The organism is Bacillus sp. FSL R10-2201 (assembly GCF_038008665.1).
GTDB classification, from domain to species: Bacteria; Bacillota; Bacilli; order Bacillales; family Bacillaceae_G; genus Bacillus_A; species Bacillus_A mycoides.
In genome coordinates this window covers 2,390,302-2,408,714 of the sequence record NZ_JBBOZP010000001.1, presented here as the reverse complement: position 1 = coordinate 2,408,714, position 18,413 = coordinate 2,390,302, and the positions used below count along the sequence as shown (strand labels likewise).

12 protein-coding genes and 3 pseudogenes are annotated in these 18,413 nt (G+C 31.2%); 7 read left to right on the top strand and 8 right to left on the bottom strand.

Going from position 1 to position 18,413, the window contains the following annotated elements:
- Positions 1-110: 110 nt before the first annotated feature.
- Positions 111-338 carry a helix-turn-helix domain-containing protein gene (locus tag NSQ69_RS12400; protein ID WP_373688956.1) on the bottom strand — a complete coding sequence of 76 codons (228 nt, stop codon included), beginning with the start codon at positions 336-338 and terminating at the stop codon, positions 111-113.
- 1,068 nt (positions 339-1,406) lie between these two features.
- Between NSQ69_RS12400 and NSQ69_RS12395 the strand changes: the two genes are divergently transcribed.
- From NSQ69_RS12395 to NSQ69_RS12380, 4 genes are all read left to right on the top strand, one after another.
- Positions 1,407-2,450, top strand: a complete 1,044-nt coding sequence (locus tag NSQ69_RS12395) for a Fic family protein (RefSeq protein WP_002016992.1) — start codon at positions 1,407-1,409, stop codon at positions 2,448-2,450.
- An 850-nt stretch (positions 2,451-3,300) separates the two neighbouring features.
- Complete coding sequence (locus NSQ69_RS12390) at positions 3,301-4,809, top strand: spore germination protein (RefSeq protein ID WP_002085466.1); 1,509 nt, start codon at positions 3,301-3,303, stop codon at positions 4,807-4,809.
- Positions 4,796-5,899, top strand: coding sequence for a GerAB/ArcD/ProY family transporter (locus tag NSQ69_RS12385; protein WP_078206833.1), 1,104 nt, complete (start codon positions 4,796-4,798; stop codon positions 5,897-5,899). Before NSQ69_RS12390 ends, NSQ69_RS12385 begins: the two co-directional genes overlap by 14 nt.
- On the top strand, positions 5,896-7,023 hold the full coding sequence (locus NSQ69_RS12380) for a Ger(x)C family spore germination protein (protein WP_078204201.1): 1,128 nt from the start codon (positions 5,896-5,898) through the stop codon (positions 7,021-7,023). Before NSQ69_RS12385 ends, NSQ69_RS12380 begins: the two co-directional genes overlap by 4 nt.
- Before the next feature lie 501 nt (positions 7,024-7,524).
- Here the strand turns inward: NSQ69_RS12380 and NSQ69_RS12375 are convergent.
- On the bottom strand, positions 7,525-8,961 hold the full coding sequence (locus NSQ69_RS12375) for an MBL fold metallo-hydrolase (protein WP_078204200.1): 1,437 nt from the start codon (positions 8,959-8,961) through the stop codon (positions 7,525-7,527).
- A 66-nt stretch (positions 8,962-9,027) separates the two neighbouring features.
- Complete coding sequence (locus tag NSQ69_RS12370) at positions 9,028-10,227, bottom strand: NAD(P)/FAD-dependent oxidoreductase (RefSeq protein ID WP_016120229.1); 1,200 nt, start codon at positions 10,225-10,227, stop codon at positions 9,028-9,030.
- Positions 10,228-10,738: 511 nt separating this feature from the next.
- On the opposite strand from NSQ69_RS12370, the gene NSQ69_RS12365 reads away from it, so the two are divergent.
- Both NSQ69_RS12365 and NSQ69_RS12360 read left to right on the top strand, forming a co-directional pair.
- Positions 10,739-11,005 (top strand): DUF5065 family protein, encoded by a 267-nt coding sequence (locus NSQ69_RS12365; RefSeq protein WP_087944691.1) that lies wholly within the window; start codon positions 10,739-10,741, stop codon positions 11,003-11,005.
- A gap of 1,210 nt (positions 11,006-12,215) precedes the next feature.
- The gene (locus NSQ69_RS12360) at positions 12,216-12,905 is read left to right on the top strand and encodes a galactosyltransferase-related protein (RefSeq protein ID WP_341099295.1); all 690 of its coding nucleotides are present in this window, start codon (positions 12,216-12,218) and stop codon (positions 12,903-12,905) included.
- Between the two features lie 93 nt (positions 12,906-12,998).
- Here NSQ69_RS12360 and NSQ69_RS12355 read toward each other — a convergent pair.
- The 4 genes and pseudogenes from NSQ69_RS12355 to NSQ69_RS12340 all read right to left on the bottom strand — a co-directional run bounded on the left by NSQ69_RS12355 (position 12,999) and on the right by NSQ69_RS12340 (position 16,472).
- Positions 12,999-14,238: pseudogene (locus tag NSQ69_RS12355) on the bottom strand (IS3 family transposase).
- 596 nt (positions 14,239-14,834) lie between these two features.
- Complete coding sequence (locus NSQ69_RS12350; protein ID WP_341099292.1) at positions 14,835-14,984, bottom strand: hypothetical protein; 150 nt, start codon at positions 14,982-14,984, stop codon at positions 14,835-14,837.
- Between the two features lie 125 nt (positions 14,985-15,109).
- The gene (locus tag NSQ69_RS12345) at positions 15,110-15,499 is read right to left on the bottom strand and encodes a glycosyltransferase family A protein (protein WP_341099291.1); all 390 of its coding nucleotides are present in this window, start codon (positions 15,497-15,499) and stop codon (positions 15,110-15,112) included.
- A gap of 253 nt (positions 15,500-15,752) precedes the next feature.
- Positions 15,753-16,472 (bottom strand): class I SAM-dependent methyltransferase, encoded by a 720-nt coding sequence (locus NSQ69_RS12340; RefSeq protein WP_341099289.1) that lies wholly within the window; start codon positions 16,470-16,472, stop codon positions 15,753-15,755.
- 889 nt (positions 16,473-17,361) lie between these two features.
- Here NSQ69_RS12340 and NSQ69_RS12335 point away from each other — a divergent pair.
- Positions 17,362-18,248, top strand: a pseudogene (locus NSQ69_RS12335) (glycosyltransferase); the annotation flags it as partial.
- Here NSQ69_RS12335 and NSQ69_RS12330 read toward each other — a convergent pair.
- Positions 18,210-18,317: pseudogene (locus tag NSQ69_RS12330) on the bottom strand (metallophosphoesterase); the annotation flags it as partial. The pseudogenes NSQ69_RS12335 and NSQ69_RS12330 sit on opposite strands and share 39 nt — an antisense overlap.
- Between the last annotated feature and the right edge of the window lie 96 nt (positions 18,318-18,413).

The following is an 18,413-nucleotide window of genomic DNA, read 5'->3' as shown; positions in this document are numbered from 1 at the left end:
TGTCACTCCTCAAAAAGACTGATATTATTTTCATAAAAGAAATCCCCCACGTATTTGTGGGGGATTATTCTGCGTTTTACTTATAATGAAATATGTGAAGTTTTGTTTATTTACAAACCTAAAATACCAACAATCTGACTCGCCTTTAGATTAGTAATATAATAGTACATCTCTAAACCCTTTTTTTCAGCCTTTAGCACCTTCCCCCTCATTTTCGATAAATGTTGGGAAACAGTGGATTGTGGAATTTTTAAAAGCTTCGTCAATTGTGTAACATTACATTTTTTATACTGAATTAACTCGTTTATAATTATTATTACTAAATCTAACAAAAAAATTTGAGTAGCCCCCCTATTAACTGCACTAATTATAACTAGAGCTAGCCCTTTTCTTTAAATTCCTACTTTAACTAGACCATACGGAGTTAGTGATATGAGTTCGAAAATTTTTTCACCTTTTCTAAACAACTTATTATATTATTTTTATCTAATAAGGCACAGAAACAAATTAAAAAACTTTAGTGCTCCTGAAAATCTCTTGAGGAAAAACGTTTTTAGGGTGAAACGTTTTTCAGGGTACTTTTATACTGACTCTTTTCCTTAAAATGTTTCTGTACCTAATATTTAAATTAACTTATGTCAAAATATTTCGCAATACAAGCGCTAAATGCTACATGGATATATAGAAAATGACACTTTTTATGAGCATACCCCATCAAATACTTATATTAAATATAGAAAAGTCACCTTAATATTATTAAATTTGTTAAATTAAATAATGAAAATGGAGAATACTAACTTTATAATTGTCACAATTTAATTTATATATCTACTCTTTTATTACTCGTAAAAATCATTTGATAATTCCTTCAATATTAATTTATGAAATGCAGAGACCATCTAAAGCAACAATTTTCTTACATTAGATTGTTTTTCTATTTAATTTATTTTGTCGAAAAAAGTCGATATTTTCATATTTTTTTCATTTAATTATTGTACATTTGCACATTTAGTGTTAGGATTATGCCTATTCAAATTAGATCCTATTGATTCCTCTTTAAGATTTCTTTATTTTATTTGTGAAAATTAGTTACTTTCTAGTAAATTCCCAGCAATAATACAGCAAACTACACTAAGAATAATTCTAAAATTATATTTTCATCTCGTAAATTCATAAAAAGGAATTTAAGTCAAACTATATTTTCTATCTGTGTATATTCATTCTTTATTCAAACATGATTAATCATAAGTTCTAACTCTTTAATCAAATTTAAATAACAATTTTGATTCTAAAATAAGTTCAAAATCAAAATAAATATATTGTTATTTCAAAATAATGTTGTAAACTATCTTTAGAATGGAAAGATTTATGTAACAGCATGTTAAGGGGTTACAGGGGGAATAAAAATGAGAAATTTTTTCGATGACAAGTATAAAAATATTGAATTAAAAAGGAGACTATTAAATATAATCAGTGAAATTAGTGAATTAAAAGGAAAATTAGCTGCTTATCAGGAACAAAATCCTGATATATTTACTAGCTTAGAAAAAACCATACCACTTCATTACATAAAAAACTTTACTACTACCTATGAAGATATAAAAGTCCCAAATAAAAGATTAAAAGAACTTATTTTAGATGATATAGTACCTCAAAATATTTCGGAAGATGCTATCTTTTGTTTTTATCAAACACTTACTTTTGTACATAAGAATTCCTGTGATTTATTAATCAATCCAGAGACTATACAGGAATTACATTTTCAATTAATACATTACATTACCTCTGACAGTGCCAAATGGCGCGAAAAACCGTTTACTATTCCAGGTATTCCTGAAAACGGAATGCACTTAAATAGTTACCGCATTCTTCCACATGAGCTTATTCCACAAGTAATGGAACAATTATGTGATCAATATAACTCATTAAATTCTAGTAAGGGCCATCATTCACTTTTATTAATAGCTCGTTTTATATTTAATTTTTATTGCATAGTCCCTTTTAATCAGGGTAACGGCAGATTGGCACTTATGTTAATGCAATTGCTATTAATTAAGAGTGGAAATACATTTGTAAAATATGTATGTCTGGATAAATACATTAAGAAAAATGAATCTGAATATTACAATTCAATTTATAAATCTTCGGTAAATTGGTACTGCGAGGAACATAATAGTAGCTTTTGGTTAAAAACGTTTTTAACTATTATATTAGAGGCGTACAAAGATCTTCATAATACAGTTCTAGATTCTATATGTAAGCATACTAAAGTGGAGAGAATTCAGGATTTTATCCTTAAACAAAAACAACCCTTTACTAAGGAGTGTATTCGTAACACATATCCAGACATAGCAGAGAGTACAATCAGTAAGGCTTTAAATTCCTTGCAATTGTTTGGCCATATTAAGCTAGTGACAAAAGGAAGAAATGCTAGTTGGATTAAAGTTTAACTATACTTGTAAAACACTTACAGTTCAAAAAAGAAAATTATAACTTTATCATTTAAATTCATGCCTTTGGACTCTTATTCATTGAATTTCACTTTAATATATTAAGCTATTATTACTAATTTAGTTATTTCTAATTCCTACAAAACATAAAACGGTTTATAGGAATATTTGTCGAAAAAAGTCGCATTTTAATATTTTTTCTTTATTTTCTGGTTGTAAACGTTTTATTTTCGTGTTACCATCTTAATCAAACAATAGATGGTAATAAAAATGAAAATATTTCTTTCCCTTAGAAACATATAAACGTACGGTCATATCAAGAAAATAAGGCCAAAGAAATATTTGATACCTATCCAAATTACCAATAGGAATTTTGCCGCATTAACTTTCTGTTATTTCAGAATAAAACTTCACATTTTGTCCCTAAACAAAATTTGTTAGCGTGCAAAATTCAAATACACTAAAACACCCAAATAAATGAAATGTCCTTTTTTATTGAGCATTGAGGTATGAAAAAATAATTCTTCCTACAAAATTCAGCTGAGTAACATAAAGACATCTAAATTACTACCTTTATCGCCATCTATTGTTGACAACATATTTACCAACTATTAAAAAGAACCTATCAAGGGTTCTTTTTTATTATAATCATTCAAATTTCACTTCTATCTTGATACTTAGATTTCTACACAAATTACATCTACTTTTTTACTCTCAATTATTGAATTTATAATATAGTACTTCAATTTTAGTTATTCTTGATCTCAATCCGTTTAAATTAGTGAATAAAATTCAAACATATAAAAATAATAACTACAACTAATCGTTATATATTAAAGAGGTGTCAATTTTGTCCTTAAATGAAAAGACCCTAGAAACAAAGACAGATAAAACCATTGAAAAAATCCAAACAAGTAACTTAAAAGAACTTAAAAATACATTAGATAACATCTTTGATATTAGTGCAGATTTGATTGAACATCCTTTGCAATTAAAAACAAACACGAATATTTTACTATATTATTTTGAAGGCCTTACAGATGGTGTTGCATTAAAAGGAAATGTTGTTACACCATTATTACAAGAAGTGAATGAAGACAGTCAAATATTTAATTCTAATATTATTGCTACTCATACCAAAATAGTATATACGTGGAATGAAATTAAAGAAGGATTACTTGAGGGACAATGTGTACTGTTTATGGAAGGAGAAAAGAGGTCCCTTCTAATAAATACAAAAGGCTGGGCAGAAAGAGCGATTCAAGAACCTATTTCAGAAGTTACTATTAAAGGCTCACATGATGGGTTTATTGAGAATGCCACAAAAAACATAGGCTTAATTCGTCGATATATTCCTTCTACTGAATTGAAAATTAAAAAAATGACAATTGGAGAACGTGCCACTTCTTTAGTCTATCTAATTTACTTAGGGGATGTAGCAAACGAAGATGTGGTCCAAGAAATAGAAACTAGAATCTGTAAAATTAAAACGGATGCGGTATTGAGCATTGGAGAACTATCTAATTTTACAAAGGATCAAAATTGGACTCCTTTTCCACAGGCTTATTTAAGTGAACGCCCAGATGCCATTTCTAATCATATACTTGATGGAAAAGTAGCAGTGTTAATTGATAGATCTCCTGGTGCGATGATTGTCCCAATGAATTTAATTGGATTTTTTCAGACTCCAGATGATTATAATATACATTGGCTCATTGCATCATTTTTTCGCTTATTACGATTTGCAGGATTTATTATAGCTATTTTTTTACCCGCAATTTATATTGCTATAGTCTCTTTTCACTTTGAAATCATTCCTTTAGATCTATACACTTCTATTGCAACGTCAAGAGTTAAAGTCCCTTTCTCTCCTTTATTGGAAGCTTTTATAATGGAAATCACACTAGAAATGCTACGTGAAGCTGGTATTCGCTTACCACAACCAATTGGACAAACAATTGGAATTGTTGGAGGGATTGTAATTGGGCAGGCGGCTGTTCAAGCTGGTCTTGTGAGTAACGTTATGGTTATTATCGTATCTATTACCGCCATTGCATCATTTATTGTTTCTAATTATGATTTATCAAGTTGTATTCGGCTTATTCGTTTTCCAATGATGTTATTAGCCTATTTTTATGGGATTGTAGGTATTGTTAGTGGATTAATGCTCTTATTTGCTCATTTTGTTTCATTAACTTCCTATGGTTCACCATATGGATTGCCAATTGCACCATTTCGTCTCCAAGAGTTAAAAGATTCTTTTGTAAGATTTCCTATTTCCATGATCACCACCCGCTCGAGTACAGGACAGCCGGAACAAAAAAAGAAAAAAGAAGGTGGTTCGCATGGGGAATCTTAAATTTCAAAACATAACTTTATTTGAATTTATTGTTTTCATCCATTCACTGCAACTTGCATCAGGTATGTTAATTATGCCAAGCCCACTTGCTACTACCGCTGGCACAGATGGCTGGATTTCTATCATTCTGGGATGGATGGTTACTTCTATAATTGGCGTATTTATTGTATTAATGTTACAAAAAAGTCCTAGCAAAAATTTCTCACAGATTTTAAAAACATACTTTGGTAAATGGCTAGGAACAATTTTTCTTCTTTTATATGCCTTTTATCTATTTTTTGCTGGTTTTAATACTTTATTAAAGGCAACTGACATTATAAAAGTGTGGATATTCCCTTCCACTCCTGCTTATCAAATCGCCATATTATTACTATTGCCTTTTATTATTTTAGCCCTGAGTGGGTTAAGGGCTCTTACTAGTTATTCTATGCTTGTTTTCTTCTTCACTACTTGGATGCCACTATTTCTTCTTTTTTCACTAAAGAGTAACTACAATCCTTTACACCTACTACCTATTTTTAAAGATGGCTTATACCCTATTGTAAAGGCAACAAAAGAAACCATTACTCCTTATGCGGGCTTAGAAATTGCATATTTTATTTATCCGTTCTTACAAAAAAAACAAAAAGCCATAAAAGGAATACTAATAGCGAATACTGGAACCATGTTTTTCTATCTATATGTGACTATTCTTTCTTATATATACTTTAGTCCGGAGGGGATAAAAGACGTAATTTGGCCAGTATTTCATCTGTTAAAAGGAGTTCGTTTTTCTTTCATAGAACGATTAGAAATTTTATATATCGCTTACTATTTGATTGTATTTTCCACTACAATATATCCGTATTTATTTTTCAGTTTCGAATCTGTGACCATTTTATTTCAAAAAACCGTTCGCAATTGGGTGCTGGTTGGTTTTATGCTTTTAATAGTCGGCTTATTCGTTTTTCTAAATCCCGATGTGGATCAATATTTGTTTATATATTCTCTTATGGATATCTTAAATATCATTTTTTTTATTCTATTACCAATCTTTTTTTTCGCATACAGCATTCTTTTCACTTGGTTAACTAGGAGGAAACAACTTTGATTCGAAAATGGATATGGATTGTAACTTGTTGTGTATGTTTAATCGGTTGTAGTCAAAGAATCCCTCTTGAACAGGTTTCATTAATCCTGTTAATCGCCTTAGATAGAACTTCTAATGGAGACATAAAAGTGGGCACAAGCATACCACTCTTTCATCATAAACAGCAAAGAAGTACTATAGAGCAATGGGCGCGGGCATCCACTGTATATAATGGATTCAGTAAAATAGATACGAAGTTAACGGGCTATATGACAGCCTCAAAAGCTGAAATCATTTTAATTGGGGAAAAATTGGCCCAAGAAGCAAATTGGATGCAGGAGCTTGATTCTTCTTACCGTGATCCTTACGCTACCATTAATGCTAAAGTAGTACTTGTTGATGGACCTGTAGAAGAAATTTTCACAATTAATAAGCCCGATAAACCATCACTACCATCTTACATAAGTAGTGTAATCGAATCCTCCATTCAAAATAATCAATCCGTTTCTTCCACGATTCAACAATTAATGAGAGAAAAAAATGAAGAAGGAATGACACAAGCTGTTCCAGTTATAAAAAAAACAAAGAATGAAATCGACACGGTAGGAATTGCACTTTTAGATCGACAAGGTAAATATTTAAGCCGTATCCCTAAAAAAAATGTTAAGTTCTTCAATCTTTTAAATAAGCCCAAAAATAAAGGCCGGATGATACTACACCTTGTGCTTCCACCTAAAAAATCCAGCCAAAAACCAAACACTTCTATATTAATACAGAATGCGACTAGGAAAATAGATGTTAATTTTCAAAAAGGAAAGTTTGTATTTAATTTCGATATAAACGCTAATGTAGCTGTAATAGAAAAAACTAACGCACATTTAATTAAGGAGCATTATGATAATAAAAAAAACATACATAATTTAGAAAATGAGGTTCAAAAAGAAATTAATAAGAAATTACAAAATATGTTGTATGAATTACAAAAGAATAAAATTGATCCTATCGGATTATCGTTATATGCTAGAGCTTTTCAATATAACGAGTGGAAAAAACTAAAAGGAGATTGGTTGCAAGCGTTAGCAGAGGCTAAAATAACTGTAAAAACACACGTCAAAATAAAAGATACTGGGACCATTAGAAATTAGATTAGCCTATTCTTTTATTTGACAGCATTTCTCAGTCGAATTTCCCTTCCTCAATAATTATGATATAAAAGACACTAATTCAAAGAAAAATCTTTCGGTTAAATGCTAACCAATAGATTTTTCTTTTTTCTCTAACCAGTTCTTTTAAAAGGGCAACAATTTAACTACGGTAATCAAGTACAAGTTTCTAATTTAAGGAATTTCAGAACTTATAACTCTATTGCAGTAAACATGCCAGATACCATTATCAAAGCCAAAATTCCTAAGTTAAGGGGTTTCGGCTTTTTGAGTTCGTTCGAATATCTTAGTTTTAGTTTTATGTACTTTGATAGAATAGATACACATCAGCATATTTGTGCTTAATTTTATCGTTTAATGCGGCTTTAATAAATCATTTTTAGTTTATATATCCCATACTGATAACAATTGAATTTTATTATTTATCCCCTTAGATTATTTCAAATGATTCTATTTTCTTTCATTTGACTCTTTTGATATATTTCAAATTTCTTGATTACATGTTGTATAGGGGAGCCCTTCTTTTTTCCACGTAAGAAATCCTCCCTTTAAATTAACTACTTTCTTTATATCAGCTTTTTGTAAAATGCTAGCTGCTATAGCGGAACGTAACCCCGTTCGACATTGTAAAACTATTGGACAATTTTTCGGTACATCATCTAGCCGTTCAAGTAGATTACCTAAAGTGATATGTATTGCATCATGAAGATGTCCTTCATCCCACTCTTTTTTACTACGCACATCGATAACCTTTACACTTCCATCTTTTATTAACGGATATAATTCATTTGATGTTTTTTCCTTATAAATCTCTAAACTATGGAATCTTTGAATTACCTTTGAAGGTGCAAAAGCAATAATATTATCTAAGCCAATGGACTCAAAGTCTCTAATAACTTCCTCCACTTTAACATTTTCCGCATCTAAAATTATTAAAGTTTCTTTTTTATAATCTAATATCCCCCCACACCAAGTTGTGAAAGAATTGTTATAAGGTATGTTAATTGACTTCTCGATGTGGCCAGCAGCAAAACACTCTACATCCCTTATATCAACTATTTGCTGAACACCCCTCATCACTTCTTGAAGTTCTTCTACTATATAAATAGCAGTAATCTCTCTCTTCTTACGAGTTGGTGGACCATACTTATTTAAATGCTTCATTAATGGAAAATACTTTGGAGGCTCTGGCTGTCCCGTCAATAAATTCGATATAAAATTATCTTCATCATTACATTGAAACGCCCAATTAAACATCTTTTCATAACCTAATGTGGAAGTTGGAATTGCTCCTAATGCTTTTCCACATGCACTTCCTGCACCATGTGATGGCCATATTTGCAAATAATCGGGGAGTATTTTTATTTTTTGTATAGAATCAAATAATTGTTTCGCTCCTATTTTTGCGGTATCTTTAATACCAACAGCAATTTCTAATAAATCGGGTCTACCTATATCTCCTACAAATATAAAATCACCTGTGAATATTCCTATCGGCTTATCATTCATATAATTATTTTGACTTGTATCGGTTACTAAAAAGGAAATACTTTCAGGCGTATGCCCTGGGGTATGAATGACATTGAATTTTATATGACCAACCTTAAACTCTGTTCCCTCTCTAACCAAATTGTATCGGCCATCGTTAAGATATTGATATTTCCAATCACTATCTCCTTCATCAGATACATATAAATTTACATTATAAAGATGGGAAAGTTCTCTAGACCCAGAAAGAAAATCTGCATGAATATGAGTCTCAGCCGCAGCAATTACTTCCATCCCTTCTTTCTTAGCAAATTCTATATATTGTTCTATATACCGACCTGGATCAATTACAATTGCTACGCCTTCCTTCTGACAACCAACTAAATAGGAAGCATGAGCTAATTTTTCATCATAAAAATATTTTAAAAGCATAGCTATTCCCTCCAAATGCTTATTTCAAATTACTTCTCGGTTGTTACAACAACTCTCTATCTTTCCTTATAGAATCCCTTTCAACATTAAATTCCAATACATATAGGGCAACATATACCTTTTAAGTAAAAACATACTATACCGTTCTTTCGCTTGATTAAACGGAAACGTTTCTTGAGGCTCATGTTCATAGTTAAATTCAGCGAGTATAAGACTTTTATATCCTGTAACAATCGGACAGGATGTATACCCATCATAATTAGCCTGCAAGTCTCTTCCATTAAGTACGTCCAAAATATTTTGTTTTAAGACAGGTATTTGTTTTCGAATTGCCGCTCCAGTTTTAGATGTAGGTAAATTGGTACAATCTCCAAGTCCAAAAATATTCTTATATTTTACATGCTGCAAAGTATAAGGACTTATATCTACCCACCCCTGATGATCACTTATCTCACTTTCTTTAATAAAGTTAGGTGGCCCCATTGGTGGAACAACATGTATCATACTATATGGTACTGTTTCTCGTTTCAGTGTTTGCGTATCTTCAAAAATTGCTTCTCTCTTTTCAGCGATAATTTCTACTAAGTTTTTATTATAGTTCGTTATAATTTGCTTTCTTTCTAGTACTTGTTCTAATGTTTCAGCATAACGCGGTACCTGAAATATGTTAGCGTTCGCAGAATAAAACATTACTTCACTTCTGTTTTTCAAACCGCCATTACAAAAATACTCTTCTGCTAAATACATAATTTTTTGTGGGGCGCCACCACATTTAATAGGAGTATTGGGGTGGGTAAAAATCGCATTTCCTCCTTTGAATTTTTCAATTTCTCTCCAAGTAGAATCAACATATTTATAAGAATAATTGCTACAAACCCCATTAGTCCCAATAGACTCCTTTAAGCCTTTAATACCACCCCAATTTATTTGTATACCGGCTGCTACAATAAGAATCTCATATTCAAGTAGCATTCCATCATCTAAAAGTATCTTATTTTGATCTGGAAACAACTTAACAACACTTTTAGGAATCCACGTTGCTCCTTTTGGAATAAGTGATTCTTGATCACGCATCGTACATTCCTTTGAAACAATTCCTCCCCCAACTAAACTCCATAGTGGTTGGAAGTAATGTTTTTTAGATGAATCGATAATAGCTATACTTTCTTTCAATAGGGATACATTTCGCAACAAATGTGCAGTAGAAGATAGTCCTGCAGTCCCAGCGCCAATCACAATAATTTTATAATTATCTCTGGTCTTCATTATCCTCTTCCTATCTGAATTTAATTTTTAAGTTAACTAATTATTAGCCTTATTTCATCGTAGTAACAATATTATAAGATAAAAATACTATTATTTTATCTTATTAAAACGAATATTCCGTTAACTTTATCCGTCGACATTACTATATGCGTAAATCCCTTATGTTACTTCTTTAATTTGTTTCAAACTCTACAAACTTTACATTTCTCAATATTAGCCTGTATCCTATCTCACTTTAATGACATTACACTTCTATAGATAATGAAATGCAAGTTTCTTTGGTATGGTTTGTCCATCCTCCTTTTCAGGAGATAGACAAAAACAATCTTATTCCAATAGCTATATTACCTATTCTTTTTTGAATCTTTGTTATAAATATCTATACATGCATTTGAGAACGTCTTTGTTGTTTTTCCAGTCCCTCAATAATGTGAGAATTGCTATTACCATATTTCCCGTAGCCTTTGATTTATAGGGAGCTGAAAATAGTACATACCAACCCGACTGGAATATTGAACACCTCATAACAGGAGATACTTTCTACTTAACTCAACGTTTTGGTAGAGCGCATTTTGGTGCCAAAATGAAGATTTTCAAGGTTCACCCTGACGGTACTTTACAACGCTTTATTACAATTGAACCAGAATTTATTACTACGCCTAAAGGGTTAGAAATTTGGAGAACACCAATTACAAATGTATATACTAAAGGGACATATATTGCAGTAATTAAGTATAACGGAGAATTTACCTACTCAAATCATTTTCAAATTAATTAACTCTTTCCTACTCAGTAGCTAGAATTGATTAATTAGGTAGCTATGAAGAATTAAGATCTTAACCAGCTTCAATTTGATTTTAACTTTTTTAATATAAACACATTTTACTTTTAATAGAAGTAAGTTAACTATTATATCCACCTACTCTTCGTATGCAATATTGCATACGAAGGGCCTTAAATATTTTGGTATACTATGCATGTGGATTTTTCATCCAAAATTCCACCCAAGCGCATATTTATGTATATGCCGACCCTAATTGCTAAAAGTGAGAAGAATGTTATTCATTCTTCTCACTTTTTTTATTTAAAATGTGTGCTTTTACTTAGGTCTTTAGATATTTTACATTTTGAATCTTAATACTAATCCACGTATGTGAATTTCGTAAGCGTCAAATATTCCCCACCTACTATTTGTAAATAACCCATGAGATAATCTCCTTACATACTACATGTGGAGGCTTTTTTATGAAAAGACACCGATTAAAGAAAATTTGTAAGCTAGAAAACTATGGACGATACTTTAGAAAGATTATAACTATCTACTAATATTTGTGCAAAGCATATACAATCATATATTGTTGAACAAATAAAAGCTTTTGAATAGAAATGAAGGAGGAAATAATAATAAAAAACAAATTTAAAACAACAAAGCGCATAGAATCTGAAAAGAAAATATGTCTTTGTAAGATTGTAATATTTTCTTTTTTTCAAATCCCTTCCTCCTTTCACCTGTAATATATGAAAGGAACAACGAAAGGTTTACTTCAATGATTACACAATATGTCTAAATCGCATTTTAATGATTTTTAAATTAACTATATCATTGCTATTATCTTACATTAGCTAACGAACTAAATTATGATATGACATAAGTATGAACGGCGTTGATAAATCGTTGTTCACGGTTAAACTTAAATCGAAACTAAAACTGAATATTATTTCATGCACAATGAGTTCATGAACGTTAATATTCATGTTATCCAAATACATGTTTCCTGCATAAAATAATAATGAATTTAACATACTGTTTTAAAAAATCTAAGTAAAAACCATTGGATACGGAAGTAACAGTTTAACTACTTACTTTTATAACTTTAAATTCCAGAACAAGTAATTTTAATTAAGTGAAGTTCTTGTTACAAAAATTCTCTTTTCAGGCATTTTTCTTACGCATTATTGTTTTTTAGAATGAGTAAAGGAGAGTAATAATGAAAAATATATCAATCTTAATCCCCTATAGATCTGATAAAGGTCCAAGGGATGTCATATTCAATTGGGTAAAGGATTTCTATAACCGATTACTGCCAGAAGCAGAGATTTGTGTAGGTTGTTGTAATACAAATCTCTTTTCTCGATCACAAGCAGTCAATAATGCTGCACGAAAAGCTACAGGAGATATCTTTATAATCGCGGATGCGGATATTGTATACGACCCAGTACTTATTAATGAAGCAATAAACCTACTTGATAATCACGCTTGGATAGTTCCGTATTCTGATATTCAATATATAACAGAAGACAGTACAAAGAAATTACTAAATACAGAAGTAATTTGGCCCATTAAACTGGAACTAGAATTAAATCCTTTCAATGCTTATATAGGTAATATAACAGGAGGCTTAGTCATTATTCCAAGAAAGCATTTTGAATCTGTAAATGGCTTTGATCAAAGATTTCTCGGATGGGGTGGGGAAGATGATGCATTTACATTTTCTGTTAATACCATCTGTGGCCATTTTAAAAGGTTGGACAGAAGTATATATCACTTATGGCATCCACCCGTTAAGGCAATTGGCAATCCCCATTATGAAATGAATTATTCTTTGTATACACGCTATGCACATGCAAGCAATAATCCAGAAATCATGAGACAACTTATTTTAGAAAAAAAACAATGAGACTTTAATCTGTACCCTTTGTAAAGGACATTTTAAAAAAAGCTAGGCAACATCAAGAAGATGATTTCTGTATTCAATAGGAGTCATCTTTTTTTAATTCCATTGATATCTATAGTGATTATAGTATGTCATATATTTCTTAATCTCTTGTTTTAATTTAATAAAAGACTCGCAAGGTTTTATATGTGCTTCATCTTTCAGATGACCAAAAAATGATTCTTGTGGGGCGTTATCCCAACAGTTTCCTCTTCTTGACATGAATTGCCCGAGACTTAGCTTTTTGACTAGCTTTTGATAGGTAGGACTTGTGTAATGGGTTCCTTAATCTGACTGAATATATGCATCTTCAGTCAATCGAATCCTCTGATTCCTTTTTAGTTTATGAAGGGTTGTCGTTACGAGGTCTAATGTCATCTGTTCTGAAACATGGTAAGCTAAAATTTCATTGGCTGAGCCATCTAAAATTGTAAACAAATAGGCCCTTTTATTCTTACCGTAAACTAAATAGGTGATATCTGTAAAAAGTGTTTTTCCTTGGGTGTTTTGTTTAAATTCCCGATTTAATCGATTCGGTACTACTCGATGTTCTTTTGTAGCTTTCAGCATTCTTTTATAAGGATTCGCTTTAAATTGTAGACAACTTGAAACTGACCCGCCAATGTCATCTTTATTTGACGAGCCCCTTTCTTCCTATTTCTAAATCGAAGTGCTTTTAATATGGTTTCTTTCACGATTTCATCTCGATTGCTCTTTTGTTTCCGTTGTTCTTGAGATGAAATTGAAAAGTAATTATAGTATCCCGAACGGGATACACCAGCTACTTTACACAAATGACTGACCATATTCCTTAAGTTGTATTTTATGATGACAGAACGAATCAAGATGAATTTCTGACTAGGTGGTAACGTTATTTCCTTCTCATCCTCCCTTCCATAAGTTTGATTTTTTCTAACAATTCATTTTCCGCCTTTAGTAAGTTTCGTTCGGCTTCTGAACGGGCATACTTTTCTTCTAACGTAAGCTCTCTCTCAAGAGTTCTTCCAGCGTTTTCGATGCGTGTATCCCGTAAACCAAATACACCATTTTTTCTATAAGCAGCACGCCATCTACTTCCTGATGACATAACTCGTTTCATTCCAATCATATCTATATCAAGGCAACATTCTTCAAAAATATTTCAAGATAGCTTTCCTTTTTCATTTTCCTCAATAAAAATATACTTAAATTCCTCTGTATAAGTGATACCTTTCTGACTTACAGATTTTACGTATGGGTTACTCGATAAAATTTGAATTTCTCTTTCTGTAAATAGCTTTTTTGTCATTTTGAACATTCTCAGGTCCCAATTCCCCTCTTATTTTACAAGAAATACCCTATAGAATAGACTTTTTTCAAGTGTCTATTCTATAGGGTACATTTTACTTTATTATCTATTTCTCTAGAAAATCTACTTTTCGTCTTATCAACTCCTAAATGCATCTAATTTTCCTATTAGTTTTCCAAAACATACATTTGGCAATCCTGTATTTCCCACATAAATATAAGATTTATACTGTAAGGCTTATCTGACTCATACTCAAAGATTGATATAAAGTGAAACCTTAATCAGTGGGGTTTCCTTCATCCCCCACTGATTATTAGCCCTCACCAATCGGGCTTTTACGGGCTGTTTATCTCCCATCTAAACTTCTTCGCATTCCTCAAATTTTGAGGTGGGAGTTTTGCAGCTCGTTAATGCGGGATAAAAGAGAGAAGTATACAGGAAGCTCCATTTTGTATACCTCTCTTTTATTTTATTATGGGAATCCAGCATCTTTTCAATGCTGCACTAAAAAGTAGTTTACCCTAAAATATTCCTCTATTAAAAATTTTTGTATGAATTTTAATATTAATTTATACAGAATTAATAATTATATATTAAATAAATTTCTAAGCATTTGTTGATACTATTGATTCAAAATCATCTGTATAAGCAACTAGTTTCCCCCAATTCAGAAGTGCTTCATCACTTACTTGCCATGTGTGTTCATTAGGATTTCTCCTTATTGCAGTGAAATCAAAGCGATCAGTTGAATGCATTTTAAAATCCATACAGCTTACAGTCTGCTATGAAAAAAGCATCTTCAGCGATATGCTATATTCCTACTCCTAAGTTTTCCTTGATTGAATACTTCCTTTTTTACTACAAGAGTTGCACCAGCCATCTAATCGGTGTATGTGTGTTCCTTATCATTTGCTAAAATGAATGCTCTTTCGTTTTTAATATACATATAGAAAGAATTCTTACCCACAATAGAAACGTCAGGTTTTTTAAACCCTTCTATGGAGCGAATGCTGTAGGCTGCTCCATAGTAATCATCATCAAATTTCGCGATGTAGTCATACTTAGACTGATCAATCGCAAAATTCAAATAATCACCCAAAGTATATTCTTCACCTAGCTGATATATATTCACATTTCTGTAGCCGCTTTCCTTTTCCTCCCACCTTTCGAAATACATAGTGCCTCTATTTAGAATTATGATTAATTCTTTGTCTTCCCCTATTTGTCTTTCATAATTCGCAAAAATATTGTCCATAAATTCTGCTCTCATCGTACAAGTTATAATTGACACCATTCACAAATTCCTCCTATGGAAGCAATATAAGCTCGAAGTATTATCCGGCAGCGCTCAACCCTTATATTTACTCCACTCCTAAGGTTTTCCTTGCTTTTCGATTTTTCCCGATCCAATTGAAATCACCACAAGGGGCATCAAGATTATAACTACATGTAATTACGCATGGGACCCCATATAAATAAAAATCCATACATCTCCCAGCTAATCTTATATGTTAGATTAAGCTTTAAATAATATCTTTTATAGTTTGTGTTTTTAACTCGCCTAATTGTTTTGCCTTATGATGAGAGTCATTAACTAACATAGCCAAGATTGTCTCTCTTCTTTTATGGACATCATTATTTATAGTTAAGCCGGTAAACTTTATGTTCAAGGAGAAAAAATTAAATAGATCAACAAGTTCATTCATGTTCCATTCTCTAACATGGGAAATGTTTTCAGGCGGCCCAAAATCATTTTTTCCTCTTACAATGTCTCTTTCAGGCGTAGATAATATGCAAGCAGGCGCATAATTCATCATATTCTTTATATTCCATAGTAAGTAACATGGATTTTTGATGTGTTCAATCACGTCCGAACACACTATAACAGACTTATCGAGAATGTCTTTTGAAATATTTAACATTTGAGAGGATTCAAGATCATGATTTATCCATGTTCCATAGTTGTAATTTTTTTGGCAAAACTCCAAATTACTTCCCATATCTACTCCTATAATTTGAAATTCAGGAAAGCATTTCACTAGTTTCCCAGCAGTTCCACAACCAATATCTATAACATACGAACAATCTAAATACTTTCCTAAATAATTGGCCAAAGCATACACTTGTGGTTGCCAAGTCATATTAGTAAAATCATCAAAATACTGAGGGTTCGATCGGGATTTATACCCCTTTTTTATAGAATAATTATTTTCTTGAATTACCTTAATAAAAGCAGAATCCATTTTTTCTACATCCTTCCTCTTTTTATTGATTAATGTAAAAAATTTTTATCTTTCCAATTAAGGGAATTATTATTCTTAAAAAACCAATGTTGTTACACTTTATGTGAACAATACATATTTTGCTACAGTAAGATTATAATTCATAAATAATCACTTCTTTTTTCTTATTTCCCGCAAAAATGAGTTTTTTGACGTTAATTTTTAAAGAATAACTTTCTAATAGTTAGACAAAAAATATGTTTTTATGCTTAACATTTTATAAATACTGGCAGCTAAATGTATAATTTATTTAATTAAATTCATTCAAAGTCTAGACTATACAATGTATTGAAATAAAGAAGATAATATGCTCTGTCTACCTGAGGACGCATCAATCCAAGTGAATTTTTTAAGATTGAATTCCAGTAATCTCCTCACATCATTGTTTAGAAAGAAATGTGTATCACATGAATAAACTGAAGCTTTTGCTAATCTAATTGGATCTATATAGAGCCTCATAATCTCGCAAAGGAGTTATCAAATCGTACTTCCTCATTGTTCACACAACAAAAGCCTACATCATATGATACGTCTAGAGTATTTCTAATACGATCTCTGCACGTAAAACAACATACTTAAATGTTTTAGCATTATGGAATTACACATATCTAATAGTACTCTTAGATTGCGAGGCAAATGATTAAATTAACAGGAACTTGTAAGATTGAAAGTTATTTATCATACTTTAGAAATCTTATAACTCTTTGTTCGTATTTGTTCAAAATATATAAAATCATATGTTGCTGAACAAATACAGCCTTTTGAACAAAAGTAGAGGAGGGAGCAATAATGAAAAAACAAATTAAAAACAACAAAACGCATAGAATCTGAAAAGAAAATCTGCCTTTGTATGATTGTAAAAAATGAATCAAAAATTATCGAAAGATGTTTAAATCCGACTAAATCTATCGTTGATTTTGTTTCGATTTGTGATATGGGTTCGACTGACGATACACCTGACATTATTAAAAACTGGACAGAGAAAATAACATACCTGGTACTGTGCATCATCAACCTTTTAAAAATTTTGGATATAATCGAAGTTTAGCTGTATCTTTGGCTCAAAAAACATATCCAAAGGCTGATTATTTGCTGTTGCTTGATGCTGACATGATCTTAGAAGTGAAGCCACATTTTGATAAATGTACATTAGATAAGGACCATTATTTGACTATGCAATATGATAGTCACATTAAGTATTGGCTTTCTCGTCTTCTTAAGACATCTTTGCCATGGCGATCCGTTGGAGTTACACATGAATATTGGGATTTAGATCGTGATAATTTAGTGGCTGATCAAGATACAGTAGGAAAACTATATTGTCTAATTATCAATGATGAAGGCGACGGTGAGAGTAAGATTGATAAATTTGAGCGAGATAAACGATTACTATTAGAGGGACTTCCTGATGCAGCAACCCCGCCTGATTTAAAAGTCAGATATATGTTTTAGTTAGCACAAACATTATCCATTCTCAATGAACTCGATGAAGCAATCAAATGGTATAAAAAAAGAGTAGAAGCAGGCGGATGGGTGGAAGAAGTATTTTATGCCCTCTTACAAATAGGTCGCTGTTATGAACGTTTGGCCAATACGGCTTTTTTCCAACGTGAACAATTCATTATAGAGTCAGAAAAAAACGAATCAAAAGTGGATCAAGCTACAATAGATACCTTCATCCAACAGGAAGTGCAATTTTTTGCGCTTGCATATATTAACTTCAGTTATACTTATCAAATTGTTCTGTAAATGTAAAAAGATACTAATACCTACTAATGTACCAATAAGCAATATGATTCTATTAATATTTTTTTCATATTTTCATCAAACACTTATTTATGTTAACTAAATTCTATTATATTTTTTAAAATTGTTTAAGTTAATAAAATAGTACAGTACATG

Excerpts from the sequence above, each read along its gene's own strand:
- NSQ69_RS12340 (WP_341099289.1), bottom strand. The coding sequence starts at position 16,472 with ATGGATTCTGCTTTTATTAAGGTAATTCAAGAAAATAATTATTCTATA.
- NSQ69_RS12360 (WP_341099295.1), top strand. The coding sequence starts at position 12,216 with ATGAAAAATATATCAATCTTAATCCCCTATAGATCTGATAAAGGTCCA.
- NSQ69_RS12375 (WP_078204200.1), bottom strand. The coding sequence starts at position 8,961 with ATGCTTTTAAAATATTTTTATGATGAAAAATTAGCTCATGCTTCCTAT.
- NSQ69_RS12385 (WP_078206833.1), top strand. The coding sequence starts at position 4,796 with ATGGGGAATCTTAAATTTCAAAACATAACTTTATTTGAATTTATTGTT.
- NSQ69_RS12370 (WP_016120229.1), bottom strand. The coding sequence starts at position 10,227 with ATGAAGACCAGAGATAATTATAAAATTATTGTGATTGGCGCTGGGACT.
- NSQ69_RS12395 (WP_002016992.1), top strand. The coding sequence starts at position 1,407 with ATGAGAAATTTTTTCGATGACAAGTATAAAAATATTGAATTAAAAAGG.
- NSQ69_RS12345 (WP_341099291.1), bottom strand. The coding sequence starts at position 15,499 with ATGAGAGCAGAATTTATGGACAATATTTTTGCGAATTATGAAAGACAA.
- NSQ69_RS12350 (WP_341099292.1), bottom strand. The coding sequence starts at position 14,984 with ATGCATTCAACTGATCGCTTTGATTTCACTGCAATAAGGAGAAATCCT.